General features: G+C 73.6%; 12 protein-coding genes and 1 pseudogene. 9 read left to right on the top strand and 4 right to left on the bottom strand.

The features are described 5' to 3' along the window. Positions 1-61 precede the first annotated feature (61 nt). From ACIBIW_RS11560 to ACIBIW_RS11570, 3 genes are read left to right on the top strand one after another with little or no spacing between them, the layout of a single operon-like run. The gene (locus ACIBIW_RS11560) at positions 62-649 is read left to right on the top strand and encodes a 2Fe-2S iron-sulfur cluster-binding protein (protein ID WP_399334584.1); all 588 of its coding nucleotides are present in this window, start codon (positions 62-64) and stop codon (positions 647-649) included. After that, positions 646-1653, top strand: a complete 1008-nt coding sequence (locus ACIBIW_RS11565) for an FAD binding domain-containing protein (protein WP_399334586.1) — start codon at positions 646-648, stop codon at positions 1651-1653. The genes ACIBIW_RS11560 and ACIBIW_RS11565 overlap by 4 nt, the downstream gene beginning before the upstream one ends. Then, the gene (locus tag ACIBIW_RS11570; RefSeq protein WP_399334587.1) at positions 1653-3776 is read left to right on the top strand and encodes a xanthine dehydrogenase family protein molybdopterin-binding subunit; all 2124 of its coding nucleotides are present in this window, start codon (positions 1653-1655) and stop codon (positions 3774-3776) included. Before ACIBIW_RS11565 ends, ACIBIW_RS11570 begins: the two co-directional genes overlap by 1 nt. 71 nt (positions 3777-3847) lie before the next feature. On the opposite strand, the gene ACIBIW_RS11575 is transcribed toward ACIBIW_RS11570, so the two are convergent. From ACIBIW_RS11575 to ACIBIW_RS11590, 4 genes are read right to left on the bottom strand one after another with little or no spacing between them, the layout of a single operon-like run. Then, positions 3848-5014 (bottom strand): enolase C-terminal domain-like protein, encoded by a 1167-nt coding sequence (locus ACIBIW_RS11575; RefSeq protein ID WP_399334589.1) that lies wholly within the window; start codon positions 5012-5014, stop codon positions 3848-3850. A gap of 59 nt (positions 5015-5073) precedes the next feature. Then, on the bottom strand, positions 5074-5838 hold the full coding sequence (locus ACIBIW_RS11580) for an SDR family oxidoreductase (RefSeq protein ID WP_399334591.1): 765 nt from the start codon (positions 5836-5838) through the stop codon (positions 5074-5076). Next, on the bottom strand, positions 5835-6866 hold the full coding sequence (locus tag ACIBIW_RS11585; protein WP_399334593.1) for a zinc-binding dehydrogenase: 1032 nt from the start codon (positions 6864-6866) through the stop codon (positions 5835-5837). The genes ACIBIW_RS11580 and ACIBIW_RS11585 overlap by 4 nt, the downstream gene beginning before the upstream one ends. Before the next feature lie 46 nt (positions 6867-6912). Then, the gene (locus tag ACIBIW_RS11590) at positions 6913-7632 is read right to left on the bottom strand and encodes an RraA family protein (RefSeq protein ID WP_399334595.1); all 720 of its coding nucleotides are present in this window, start codon (positions 7630-7632) and stop codon (positions 6913-6915) included. A gap of 199 nt (positions 7633-7831) precedes the next feature. On the opposite strand from ACIBIW_RS11590, the gene ACIBIW_RS11595 reads away from it, so the two are divergent. The 6 genes and pseudogenes from ACIBIW_RS11595 to ACIBIW_RS11620 all read left to right on the top strand — a co-directional run bounded on the left by ACIBIW_RS11595 (position 7832) and on the right by ACIBIW_RS11620 (position 13764). Continuing rightward, positions 7832-9178, top strand: a complete 1347-nt coding sequence (locus tag ACIBIW_RS11595) for an MFS transporter (protein WP_399334597.1) — start codon at positions 7832-7834, stop codon at positions 9176-9178. A gap of 134 nt (positions 9179-9312) precedes the next feature. Continuing rightward, positions 9313-10080, top strand: coding sequence for a FadR/GntR family transcriptional regulator (locus tag ACIBIW_RS11600; RefSeq protein WP_399334599.1), 768 nt, complete (start codon positions 9313-9315; stop codon positions 10078-10080). A gap of 144 nt (positions 10081-10224) precedes the next feature. Continuing rightward, positions 10225-11403, top strand: a complete 1179-nt coding sequence (locus ACIBIW_RS11605; protein WP_399334601.1) for an enolase C-terminal domain-like protein — start codon at positions 10225-10227, stop codon at positions 11401-11403. 346 nt (positions 11404-11749) lie between these two features. Next, a complete protein-coding gene (locus ACIBIW_RS11610) occupies positions 11750-12388 on the top strand; it encodes a DUF3995 domain-containing protein (RefSeq protein ID WP_399334603.1) in 639 nt (212 codons plus the stop codon). Positions 12389-12418: 30 nt separating this feature from the next. Next, positions 12419-12754, top strand: a pseudogene (locus ACIBIW_RS11615) (aminopeptidase P N-terminal domain-containing protein); the annotation flags it as partial. 335 nt (positions 12755-13089) lie between these two features. Continuing rightward, complete coding sequence (locus ACIBIW_RS11620; RefSeq protein ID WP_399334605.1) at positions 13090-13764, top strand: class I SAM-dependent methyltransferase; 675 nt, start codon at positions 13090-13092, stop codon at positions 13762-13764. The last annotated feature ends 10 nt before the right edge of the window (positions 13765-13774 follow it).

Raw genomic sequence — 13774 nt, forward strand, 5'->3', positions numbered from 1 at the left:
GCGCGCACGGCGCGCCACGAGGGCTCTCACCGCGGGTAACTGCTTGGTACATTCAGATGATATGACTCTCTCCTCTGCCGCGTCGATCAGTGACGTCGTACTCCATGTCAACGGCAAACGCCATGAGTTGACGGTGGACAACCGCACGACCCTGCTGGACGCGCTGCGCGAGCGACTCGGTCTGACGGGCGCCAAGAAGGGCTGCGACCACGGCCAGTGCGGCGCCTGCACGGTGCTGGTCGACGGGGAGCGCGCCAACAGCTGTCTGCTGCTGGCGGTCGCCGTCGACGACCGCGACATCGTCTCCGTCGAGGGCGTGGCCGACCTCCCGGAGGCGGCCGAAAGCGGCGGCCGACTGCACCCGCTCCAGGAGGCGTTCCTCGAATACGACGGCCTCCAGTGCGGCTACTGCACGCCCGGCCAGATCTGTTCCGCGGTCGGCGCGCTCGGCGAGGCGGAGCGCGGCTGGCCGAGCGTGGTCACCGAGGACACCGCGGCCGGTGTGGCAGGGGCGGGCGCGCTCGACGCCGCGGAGGTGCGCGAGCGGATGAGCGGCAACCTCTGCCGCTGCGGGGCGTACGGCGGCATCGTCGAGGCGGTACTCGAAGCGGCCGCCGCGCCCGCGCCCGCGAACGGAGAAGCCAGGTGAAGGAGTTCGCCTACGTACGCGCCCCGGGGACGGCAGAGGCGCAGGCGCTGGTCGCCGAGCGGCCCGACGCCACGTTCCTCGGCGGCGGCACCAACCTCGTCGACCTGATGAAGCTCGGGGTGGCGCAGCCCGGCCTGCTGGTCGACGTCTCCCGGCTCCCGCTGGACACCGTGGAGCACAGGCCGGACGGCTCCGCCCTCGTCGGCGCCACCGTGCGCAACGGCGCGCTCGCGGGCGACGAGGGCGTGCGGGCCCGTTTCCCGGTGCTCGCGCAGGCGCTGCTCTCGGGCGCCTCGGGGCAACTGCGCTCGCAGGCCACCCTCGGCGGCAACCTCCTCCAGCGCACCCGCTGCGGCTACTTCCAGGACACCACCAAGCCCTGCAACAAGCGCGAGCCGGGCACCGGCTGCCCGGCACGCGGCGGTGTGCACCGCGACATGGCGGTGCTCGGCACCTCGGAGCACTGCATCGCCGCCCACCCCTCCGACATGGCCGTCGCGCTGGTCGCGCTGGACGCCGTCGCCCATCTGCGGCGGCCCGACGGCGCCGCACGCACCGTGCCGGTCGAGGAGCTGTACCTGCCGCCCGGCGACACCCCGCACCGGGAGACCGTGCTGGAGCGCGGCGAGCTGATCACGGCCGTGGAGCTGCCCGCGCCGCCGACCGGCGCCGCGATGCGCTACCGCAAGGTGCGCGACCGGTGGTCGTACGCGTTCGCGCTGGTGAGCGTGGCCGCCGTGGTGGACCTCGCGGACGACGGCACCCTCGCGGACATCAGGATCGCCTTCGGCGGCGTCGGCACCAGGCCCTGGCGCGCCAGGGCCGCGGAGGCCGCGCTGCGCGGGCGGCGGCCCGGGGCCGGGGAACTCGGCGCCGCCGCGGCGGCCGAGTTCGCCGCCGCGCGCACCGGGCCCGACAACGCCTTCAAGGTCGGCCTGGCCGCCGACCTGCTCCGCGCCGTCGTGCTCGACCTGACCGGCCGGGCCGCAAGGAAGGACCGCTGATGGAAACGGGCACCCTGACCGAGTCGCTGGGCACCCCCGTCACCCGCCTCGACGGCTACGACAAGGTGACGGGCGCGGCGCGGTACGCGTACGAGTACCCGGTCGAGGGCGTCGTGTACGTCTTCCCCGCGGTGTCGTCCATCGCCCGCGGGCGGGTCACCCGGGTCGACGCGGCGGCCGTACTCGGGCTGCCCGGTGTGCTCGCCGTGCTCGACCACACCAACGCGCCCCGGTTGCGGCCCGACGCCGACCCGGACCTGATGGTGCTCCAGTCCCCCGACGTCGCCCACCGCGGGCAGGTCGTGGCGGCCGTCGTCGCCACCTCGCTCGAAGCCGCCCGCCGGGCCGCCGAGGTGCTGCCGGTCTCCTACCGCGAGGAGCCCCATGACGTGGTGCTCCGCGACGACGAGAGCGCCTACACACCGGAGGCGGTGGGCGGCGTCGACGCCCGCCAGGAGCGCGGCGACCCGGACGCGGCGCTGGCCGCCGCCGACGTCGTGGTGGACGCCTCGTACACCACACCGGCCGAGCACGCGATGCCGATGGAGCCGCACGCCACCATCGCGGTCTGGGACGAGGACCGGCTGACGCTGTACGACGCCAACCAGGGCCCGTTCGGGTACGCGGCGAGCATCGCGGAGCTGTTCGGCATCGACGCCTCCGCGATCGAGATCGTCACCGAGTACGTCGGCGGCGGCTTCGGCTCCAAGGCGTACCCGCGGGCGGGCGCCGTACTGGCCATCATGGCGGCCAGGACCCTGGAACGCCCGGTGAAGATCGCGCTGACCAGGCAGCAGATGTTCGCGCTCGTCACCCACCGGGCCCCCACCATCCAGCGGGTACGGCTCGGCGCGCACGCGGACGGCACCCTCACCGCCGTCGTGCACGAGTCGCTGAACCACACCTCCCGGCTGAAGGAGTTCGGCGAGAACGCCACCGCCGACGCGCGGATGATGTACGCGGCGCCGCACATCAGGACCGTGTCCCGGATCTCCCGGCTCGACGTCCCCACGCCCGCCTTCTTCCGCGCCCCGGGACACACCCCCGGCATGTTCGCGCTGGAGTCGGCGATGGACGAGCTGGCCTGCGCGGTCGGTGTCGACCCGGTGGAGCTGCGGGTGCGCAACGAGCCGGCCGTCGACCCGTTCACCGGCACCGAGTTCAGCAGCCGCAACCTCGTGGGCTGTCTGCGCGAGGGCGCCGAGCGGTTCGGCTGGCGCTACCGCGACCCCGAGCCCGGCAGCCGCCGCGAGGGCCGCTGGCTGGTGGGCACCGGCATGGCCTCCTCCACCCACCCCGTCTACGTGGGACCGAGCACCGCGGTGGCGCGGGCCGAGCCCGACGGCACCTTCCTCGTACGCGTCGGTGCCACCGACATCGGCACGGGGGCGCGCACCGCCATGGCGCAGGTCGCCGCCGACGCGCTGGGGATCCCGCTGGAGCGGCTCCGTCTGGAGATCGGCCGCGCCTCGCTCGGCCTGGCGACGTTCGCCGGCGGCTCCCAGGGCACCGCCTCGTGGAGCTGGGCGGTGGTCAAGGCGTGCCGGGCGCTCCTCGACAAGCTCGGGGCCCACGCGGGCGCGGTGCCCGAGGAGGGTGTGGAGGCGAGCGCCGACACCACCGAGGACGTCGGGGCGATGCAGGCGCTGGCCAGGCACGCGTACGGCGCGCAGTTCGTGCAGTTGCGCGTGGACACCGACACCGGTGAGATCCGGGTGGACCGGATGCTCGGGGTGTTCACCGCGGGGCGCATCCTCAACCCGAAGACGGCGCGCTCACAGCTCGTCGGCGCGATGACGATGGGCCTGTCGATGGCGCTGCTGGAGATCGGCGAACTCGACCCGCTCTTCGGCGACTTCGCCAACAACGACCTGGCCGGCTACCACTACGCGGCGAACGCGGACGTGCCCGCGATCGAGGCGCACTGGCTCCGGGAGCGCGACGACCGGCTCAATCCTGTGGGCGGCAAGGGCATCGGCGAACTCGGCATCGTGGGCACGGCGGCCGCCGTCACCAACGCGTTCCACCACGCCACCGGGGCACGGGTCCGCGATCTGCCGCTGCGCATCGAGGACGCGAGGCGCGGCCTGGCGCGGACGCGTGCGGCGGCCGCCCCTGCCTAGGGGGTGTCTTCAAAAACCCGGACCACCGGGGCCGGGCGGGCGGTGGCTGCCCGGTCCCGTGGCGGCGGGGTTCAGAGGACGGCGACCGTGCGGTCCTCGATGAAGTCCCAGTCGTAGGCGATGCCGAGCCCCGGCTCGTCGGGGACGCTCGCGTGGCCCTCGGTGATGTCGATGCCGTGGGCGAGCCCGAAGTCGTTGTCCGCGAGCGGGTAGAGCAGTTCGAGGTAGGTGCAGTTGGTGAGGGCCGAGACGCACTGGAGGTTCACCAGGTCGAGCGCGTGGTAGACGCAGGTGTGCAGCTCGCAGCGCATCCCGAAGGCGTCCGCGAGGGCGGCGGTCTTCATGACGTCGGTGATGCCACCGCGCCAGGACACGTCGGTGCGCACCGCGTCGACGAGGCGGCCCGCGATGGCCTGCGAAGTGCCGCGGTGCCCGCCGGACAGCGTCTCGGTGCCGACGACGGGGATGTCGAGGGCCGCGGTCAGCTTCTGCTGGCTCAGCCAGTCGACGTCCTGGACGGGCTCCTCGAACCAGCGGTAGCCCAGCCGCTCCAGCGCCCGCCCCGCGGTCAGCGCCTCGTCGTAGGTGTAGGCGCCGACCGGGTCGACCATCAGCGCGAAGTCGGGGCCGACCTCCTCGCGGACGGCCGCGTAAACCGCCAGGTCCTCGTCGAGCCGGCCACCGGGGTGGATCTTGTAGCCGTGGAAGCCGGCCGCCCTGGCCTCGCGCGCCTGCTCGACGTAGGCGTCGACGCCACGCGGCAGGAACATGGAGCTGACGTACACCGGGACGGTGTCGCGCGCCCGCCCGAGCAGCCGGGACACCGAGCGGCCGGTCTTCTTGCCGATGGCGTCCCAGCTCGCGTTGTCGAAGGGCCCGTAGGCGTAGATCGGCGAGAGGGTCCAACTGCGGTCGAAGCGGCGGAAGTCGAACTGGGCGCGCTCGCGCTCGAAGACGTCGCGGCCGAGGAAGAACCGCTTGATCGGCACCATCGCCTCACCGGCGGCCCGGGGGTTGAACGTGGAGAACGCGAACGAGGTGCCCGTCACCCCGTCGGCGGTCTCCAGGGTGAGCACCACGAAGGGCGGCCGGGTGCCGCCGGGCAGCGCCGCGGAGGCGCGTACGTCGTCCGGGGCGCTGTCGCCGCGGCAGACCCGGATCTCGATGCGGGTGATGGTGTCCGCGCCCCCGCCCCCGCCGCCTGCGGTTTCCGCCGCCCGCTCGTGCTGGTCGCCCATGTCGCCTCCTCCTGCCGGTGGTTTACCGCGTGTGTCGCGCCCGCGCCGGGACGGCGCGCTCACCGTCCGAGCCATCCGCCGTCGACCGGGAGCACCGCGCCCGACACATAGGCCGCGGCGGGGCTCGCCAGGAAGACGGCGGCGCCCGCGATGTCGTCGGCGCGGCCCCACCGCCCGGCGGGGATGCGTTCGAGGATGGCCCTGGAGCGCTCCGGGTCCTCGCGCAACGCGGTGGTGTTGTCGGTGGCGATGTAGCCGGGCGCGATCGCGTTGACCGTCACACCGTGCGCCGTCCACTCGTTGGCCAGCGCCTTGGTCAGGCCCGCGACGGCCGACTTGGACGCGGTGTAGGCCGGTACGTTGATGCCGCCCTGGAAGCTCAGCAGGGAGGCGACGAAGATGATCCGCCCGGCGCCGCGGTCGACCATCGGGCGGGCGAGCGCCTGGGTCAGCAGGAACTGGCTGGACAGGTTGACCTGGAGAATCCGGTCCCAGTCGTCCTGAGCGACGTCGAGCGCGGGGGCCCGGGAGATGGTGCCCGCGTTGTTGACGAGGATGTCGACGGGCTCGGGGCGCCCGGCGAGGCGCCGTGCGAAGTCCGCCACCGCGTCCCGGTCGGCGAAGTCGACGCGGTGTGCCTCGTAGCGCCTGCCGTGTTCCTCGACGCGGCGCCGTACCTCGCCGCCCTCGGTGTCGAGCCCTGACGAGGCGGCGACGATGTCGGCCCCCGCGGCGGCCAGCGCCTCGGCGACGGCGCGGCCGATGCCGCGGCCCGCGCCGGTGACCAGTGCGGTGCTGCCGTCCAGTGCGAAGGGTGTGCTCATGCCGCGGCCTCCTCTGCGCCGACGTCCACCAGTACCTTGAGCGCCCGTCCCGCGTCGAGCTGGGCGAACGCGTCCGCCGTCCTCGCCAGCGGGACGACGGCGGTGATCAGCTCGTCCGCCGGGATCACGCCGCGGGCGAGCAGTTCCGCGGCGGTCTCGAAATCGCGCCGCTCGTACACCCGGGCGCCCAGGAGGGTCAGCTCGCGCCAGAACACCCGGTGCAGGTCGACCGGGCGCGGCTGCCCGTGGATCGCGACGACCGTGAGCCGGCCGCGCACCCGCAGCAGCGAGGTCGCTGCGAGCACGGCGGCCTCGGCGCCCGACACCTCGAACACCGCGTCGGCGCCCGCCCCTTCCGTCCACTCCCGTACCCACGCGGCCTGGTCGACCGCGGCGGGGTCGACGGTCTCGAAGCCGAGCGCGGCGGCGCGCTCGCGGCGGCCCCCGTCGATCTCGACGACCGCGGCCGTGGCCCCGAACTCGCGGGCGACGCTCGCCACGAGGACCCCGATGGGGCCGCCGCCGATGACCACCACCCGCTCGCCGTGGCGCACGTCGGCGCGGCGCACGTCGTGGACGGCGACCGCGACCGGCTCCACCAGCGCGCCGTGCCGGAGCGTAAGACCTGCGGGCAGCGGTACGACGCAGCGCGCGGGCACGTTCCACCACTGCTGGAGGGCGCCCGGGGAGTCGATGCCGATGAAGGTCAGGTTCTGGCAGACGTGCTGGTGGCCGGCGAGGCAGGCGGGGCAGGTGCCGTCCCAGTCGAGCGGCATGACGGTCACCCGGTCGCCGGGGGACACCCCGGTGGTGCCGGGGCCCACCGCCGCGACGGTGCCCGACATCTCGTGGCCGAGGACGGCGGGCGTGGCCACCCTGGCGTCCATGTCGCCGTGCAGGACGTGCAGGTCGGTACCGCACAGGCCGACGTAGGCGACCGCGATCTGCACCTGTCCGGGCCCCGGGGGAACGGGGGTGCGCTCTACGGTCTCCACGGTGGCGTTGCCGGTGTACGCGGCGGCGCGCATGACGGGCTCCTTCGGTGTCGGTGGGGCCGCCCGGCCGGGCGCCGGCTCACAGGACGCCATGGTCGTCCCAGACTTCGCCGATCGTCCTGCCGGACAGCAGTTCGCGCAGCACCGTCGACTCGGTCGCGGCGCGCCGGTTGGCCCGCTCGACGGCGCCCTCCTCGGCGGCGGCCGGTACGACGACGATGCCGTCGTCCTCGGCGAGCACGAGGTCGCCGGGGCACACCCGCACCCCGGCGCAGACGACCGGCTCCTGGACCCCCGCGATCCGCATCCTGCCGCGGTAGTCCAGCGGCCTGGTGCCCAGCGAGAACACCGGGAAGCCGAGCGCCTCCACCCGGCCCCTGTCCCGGGTGTAGCTGTCGCAGACCAGGCCGACGGCGCCCCGGCCGAGCGCCGCCGCCGAGAACAACTCACCCCAGTAAGCGGTGCGTTCGTCGCCGCCGGTCGCGACCACCACGACCTCGTCGCGGCGTACCCCGTCCATGAACTCGATGAACGGGCGGTAGGGGTCGGGGTCCGCGTAGACCTCCGCGGCGGGGCGTGTCACCGGCTCGAAGCGGATTGTCCTGGCCCGCCCGACGATCCGGGAGCCGCCGCGCAGCGGTCTGATGCGGCCGTCGAGCACCTGGCCGCGCACCTCCAGGGAGTCCAGCGAGTCGGAGAGCTGGGCCGCGGTGACCCGCTCGTCGAGCGGGGGCAGGGTGCGGCGGTCCGCCGTGTCCGCCCGGGCCGCCCCCTCGTGCTGGTCGTCGGTGATGGGCACAGTACGTCGCTCCTTCGCCTCCGCGACGCGCACCGCGCACCGCCGCCGACCCTCACCGTAGGACGGCGTCGATCCACCCGTCAAGAAAATCGGCCCTACCAAAATCTCCAAAGAAGCAGGAAGCAGTGGTAGCTTGGCCTGCAATTCGCGATATTGGCTGGTCCAATCCAAGGGCGGGCACTAGAGGAGAGTGAGTGCGATGACGCACCCTGACACCCCTGACACCCCTGACACCCCTGTTGGTGCCACCGCGGCCCGCCGCACCGGCATCAGGTGGCGACTCGCGGTGCTGGCGGGGGTCGGCGTGGTCATCACCAACATCGACCGCTCCGCGATCAGCGTGGCCCTGCCGTACATGAGCAAGGACCTGCACATCTCGTCCGTGGCACAGGGCTTCGTCCTCGGCTGGTTCTTCCTGGCCTACGCGGCGTTCCTGCTCCCGATCGGCTACCTCGTCGACAAGCTGGGCGCCCGCCTCGCCTACGGCGTCGGCGCACTCGTCTGGGGCGCGGCCACCGTCGCCACCGCCGCCGTCCAGGGGGTGGGGGCGCTGCTGAGCCTGCGGCTGCTGCTCGGCGCCGGCGAGTCGACCCAGTACCCGTCGTGCACCAAGGCGACCAACGAGTGGTTCCCGCGCCGTGAGCGCACCGCGGCCACCGCCGTCTGGGACATCGGCGCCCGGGTCGGCGGTGTGCTCACCCTGCCGCTGATGTCCGGCATCATCGCGTGGGCCGGGTGGCGCGCCGCGTTCGTCGTCGTCGGCGCGCTCGCGCTGGTGTGGGCGCTCGGCTGGCTCGTCGAGTACCGCAGCCCCGAGACCCACCCCCGGGTCAACCGCGCGGAACGCGAGCACATCGCGGCGGACCAGGCGCCCGCCGACCCGCCGGAGGCCGCGCAGGTGCGGTGGTTGGACCTCTTCCGGCTGCGCGCGACCTGGGGCCTGGTCATCGGGTACTTCTGCTTCAACTACGTCGCGTACTTCTTCATCACCTGGTTCCCCACCTACCTGGTGGAGGCGCGCCACTTCAGCCTGCTCACGCTGGGTGTCTTCGGCGCCGTCCCCGGCATCGTCGCGGTGCTCAGCGAGCTCGCGAGCGGCTTCCTCCAGGACCGGCTGATCGCGGGCGGGCGCAGTGTGAACGCCGTCCGCAAGGGGTTCATCGTGGCCGGGATGCTGGTCTCCAGCCTCATCGCGACCGCCGTGGTGGCGCCCAACGCGGCCACCGCGCTGCTCCTGCTGAGCATCAGCTACGGCGCCCTGCTGATCGGGGGGCCCTCGCTCGGCACGTTCCCCGGCGAGTTCGCGCCCACCGCACGGCACATCGGCTCGCTGGCGGGCATACAGAACTCGGCGGGCAACGTCGCCGGGTTCCTCGGCCCCGTGGTGACCGGCGCCCTCGTCGCGTCGACCGGGTCGTTCCTCGTGCCGCTGCTGATCACCGGCGCGCTCGCCATCGTCGGGGCGGTCAACTACGTCGTGTTCCTGCCCGCCATCCGGCATCGCCCGGCGCCCGCCGCCGCGGTGCCGGTGCCCTCGGCGGACTGAACGGCACACGGCCGGGGGCGGGTGCCGTGCGGCCCGGCCGCCGCCGGGCGCGGCCGTCGCTTTCAGTACACTTGCCGACACCGCGGACCGCGGGACGAGTGCGCGGGACTCCGCGGAACGGGGAGGAATCGATCGTGGCAGACGGCGTCGGCGGTGCCGACGGCCCCGGCGGCCCGGCCGGCGGGTCGTCCTCCGCGGTGGACGCGGTGGTCGCGAAGCTCAAGCTGATGATCGCGTCACGGCAGCTCGGCGAGAACGACAGGCTGCCGCCCGAGCGCCAGCTCGCGGCCGAGATGGGGGTCTCGCGCAACACCATCAGGGAGGCGCTCGCCACCCTGGCCCGGATGGGCCTCGTCGAGGTCAAGCGCGGCTCCGGCGCCTTCGTGCGCAGCCTCTCCTCGACGTCGCTGCTGGAGAGCATGGCCGTCATGGTCGAGGTGTCGCCGACCGAGCGGCTGCTGGAATACCTCACGATCCGCCGCATCGTCGAGGCGGAGACGGCGGCCCTCGCGGCCGTCCACATCGCCGACGACGAGCTGGCCAGGCTGGAAGCCTGCGTCGACCGCATGTCGCCGCCGGGCGGCAGCGGCGGGACCACGGAGGAGGACCAGGCGGCCGACATCGAGTTCCACGCCATCCTCAACGCCGCCGCGCGCAATCCCGCGCTCGAAGCCCTGGGCACGGCGCTGAACAGCATGACCTTCCGGGCCCGTATCGCCGCCGGGATGTACCGCACGAGCGGCACCACCGTCGGCACGCGCGGCGAACACGAGGCGATCTTCGCGGCGGTGCGCGACCACGACCCGTCGCGGGCGGGCACCCTCGCGGCAGCCCATGTCATCGCCGTCGAGACCGCGCTGCGCGCCGCGCTCGACCGGGAGGACACCGGGGTCGAGTTCTGACCATCGCCCACCATCCCGATATTGGTTGGGCCAAAATCATGGAGTTCCGCGGACGACGGCGTTAGTCTCCCGTCGTGGTCCCTCTTTGGCCCTGCCAGTCTGCCCGGTGTCGGATCGATCGCCCGGGATGTCGCAAGGAGACTCATGAAGATCGCTTCCATCCGCTCCGTCCTGCTGAGCCACGACAACTCCGGTGCCCCGCCGCTCGAATGGGTCGGCGGCCGCATCTGGGCGTGGAACGCGGCACTGGTGGAGGTCACGACGGAGACCGGCGCCCGCGGGCTCGGCGAGGTGTCCCAGTCGACGATGGCGGCCGAGGCCGTGCCCGGGCTGCTGACCGCCTTCGAACCGTATCTGCCCACGGGCGAGTTCCGCGGTGTGAACATCGGCGACCACCTGCGCGCGTACACCCGCTTCTGGGCCCGCGGCGGCATCGCCTCCGGTGTCATCGCCGCGATCGAGATGGCCTGCCTGGACGCGGAGGCGAAGGAGGCCGGTGTGCCGCTGTGGCGGCATCTCGCCGAGGACCCGGACGCCGTGCCCACCGCTGTCAGGGGCTACGCGAGCGGCGGCCTCGGCGTGACGCACGAGCAGATCCACGGCTGGGTGGCCGCGCAGGAGGACGCGGGCTTCGACATCGTGAAGATCCGCGCCATGCGCGACCCCGGAACCACCGTGCGGCTCCTCGAACACCTCGCGCCCCGGCTGTCCTCGGGCACCAGGGTCGCCCTCGACCTGGTGCAGGGCTGCTCCTCGCACCCGTGGCGGGTCGAGGACGCCATCACGGTCGGCCGCGCCTTCCAGGAGACCCTGCCGCACAGTTGGTACGAGGAGCCGTGCGCGGCCGAGGACATCGAGGGCTACGCGGCCGTCACCCGCGCCCTGGACGTGCCGGTGTCGGGCGTGGAGAGCTACAGCGTGATCCAGGACTTCGGGCACCTCATGGACGCGGGCGGCGTCGGGATCGTTCAGCCCGACGTCGGCATGGTCGGCGGCTTCGCCGACTTCCGCCGCGTCGTCGAGCGGTCGAGGCGGCAGGGCCTCGACTCCATCCCGCATGTGTGGGGCAGCGGGGTCCAGCTCCTGAACAGCACCCATGTCGCCTTCGCCCTCGGTATGCCGCTCGTCGAGGTGTGCACCCTGCGCAACCCGCTGCGCGAGGCGACCCAGTCGGCGCCCTTCCCGATCCACGGCGGCACCATCTCCCGCGACGACCTCGCGGAGCCCGGCAGCGGGGCCGTCCTCACACCGCGGATCGAGGAGGAGTTCGCGTTCGTGCCCGGCCTCGGCATGAAGATCGGCCCCGGCACCGGCGGCGCCTGAGTACCGCCTGTGCACCCGGGCGGTCCCCGCCCCTTCCGAACTGCACAGCCCCGCACCGCCGTACCTGCGCGCCGTGGCATTTCGAGAGCCCGGGGGCGCGAACGGTGCGTTTCCGCAGTGGCCCGGGCCGCGGCCGCTGCCTACCGTCGTCGGTGAGCCCCTGGTCGTGGGAGTCGCGGCGGCCTCCGGAGCACCGCGACGCCAGTGGTTCGACGACAGCCGCGGTATCCACCCCGTCTTCGGCCGTACCCGCCTGCCCCCCCTGTGCGGGTACGGCCGACCCCCCTGCGGGCCCGGACGGGCGCCCCCGTGGGCGCGGGCCGTGCACGACGGAAGAAGCCATCCCTTGACGGCACTCGACGAGAAGACGCCCGTACGGCCGGGCGACGGCACCGACTTGGCGGTACGACCGCGTCTTGTGCTGCTCACGGTCGTGTTCACCCTGCTCTACGCGGGCGTCCACGTGTACTGGGCGGTGGGCGGCACCTGGCGTGTGCCCGTCGCGGCCCGCCAGGACCCCGGCACCGTCAGGGCCGCCAACTGGGTCGTGACCGCCGCCATGCTGGTCGGCGCCGCCTGGGTGCCGGCGCTGAACCACCGCGCCGCCGGGCGGGTACCGGCGTGGGCGCTGCTCGTTCCGCTCTGGTGCGGCGGCGTGGTCTGCGTCTCGCACGCCGTCTTCGGCTTCGTCACGAAGACGCTCTACCTGCTGGGGGCGCACGGCGCCGTCGACTTCCCCGCGGCACATGGGGTGGACCCGGCGGCGCTGGCGCACGACCACCGGCTGTCCGCGGTGCGGGACCTGTGGCTCTTCGAAGCGTGCTTCCTGGTCCAGGGCGTCCTGCCGGCGCTGGCCGCCCGGCAGTTCGTGCCCACCCCGGCAGGGCGCCGCGGGTGGTCGCGCTCCTTCGTCCTGGGCGTCGCGGCCGTCGACGCCTTCGGACTGCTGCTCTCGCTCGGCAACACGCACGTCGCCCTCGGCTGACGCACAGGACACCGCAAGGAGGAACCAACCGTGCCTGAGGACACCGCCCCCGGGCTCCCGCGGACCACGGGGACCGGACGGGACGAGAAGGCCGCAGGACCGGCCGGACAGCGCAAGAACGGTCTCCGCCCCGGCGTCTCCGACGCGTTGACCGCCGCCATGCGGACCGGTTGGGCCGACACCGGGCGGCGGGACGTGGCCCCCCTCGCCCAGGCCGCCAGGACCTCGGAGCGCCGCGCCGCCGTGTCGGCACGCTTCCCCGGCGAGCGCCTCGTGGTGCCCGCGGGCCGGCTGCGGCCCCGCTCGGGCGACACGGCGTACCCCTTCCGCGCCGCCTCCGACTACGCCTACCTCACCGGCGACCGGTTCACCGCCCTGCTGGGCAGGCTCTACCTCGACCACTTCCACGACACCAGCCTCGTCGCCGCGGCCGGAGACGGCGGGCTCGCCCGGACGCTCTACGAACGTTCTGCACCGCCGGGGGACACGACGGCCGCACCCTCGTCAGGGCGGTCACCTCACCGGAGAACACCCGCTCCATCGCCTTCCACACCGCGCTGGGCTTCGACCGCTCGGCCCCCGTGCCCGACTACGACGGCCCGGGGCAGCACCGCGTCGTCTTCACCCGCCGCCTCCGAAGCGGCCACCGTACGGCGGGGGCCGGGTGGTCCGGCAGGACGGGAGGGGCTACGGTCTGGCGCATGACCGAGCAGGACACCCTCAGTGCCACCCGCGAGGCGTACGACGCCGCCGCGGCCGAATACGCGAGGCTGTTCCGCGACTCGCTGCGCGAAAGCCCCCTGGACCGCGCCATGTTGGGCGTGTTCGCCGAGTCCGTGGCCGCGAGCGGGAAGGCCGAGGTGGCGGATGTGGGGTGCGGGCCGGGCCATGTCACCGCGCACCTCCACGGCCTCGGGCTCAGGGCGTTCGGCGTCGACGCCTCCCCCGGGATGGTCGGGCTCGCCCGCAGCGCCCACCCCCAACTGCGCTTCGAGAACGGCTCCATGGCCACGCTCGACACGGCGGACGGCGCGCTGGGAGGCGTCCTCGCCCGCTGGTCGGTCATCCACACTCCCCCGGCAGAACTCCCCGCAGTCCTCGCGGAGTTCCACCGCGTACTGGCGCCCGGCGGCCACCTCCTCATCGGCTTCTCGGCGAGCGAGGGCCCGTCCCACCCCACGCAGGTCTTCGACCACGCGGTCGCACCGGCCTACCGGTGGTGGCCCGACCACCTCGCCGCACTGCTGCACACCGCCGGGCTCTTTGAGGTGGCCCGCATGGTCCGCGCGCCACAGCCCACGGACCGGCGGCGGTTCAAGGAGATCCACCTGCTGGCGCGCAAGGACGGGACGGAGTCCTCCGGGCCCGGGGAGTGAGACGCGACCC

Origin of the sequence: Streptomyces sp. NPDC050560, assembly GCF_044457285.1 — a bacterium.
Lineage (GTDB): Bacteria > Actinomycetota > Actinomycetes > Streptomycetales > Streptomycetaceae > Streptomyces.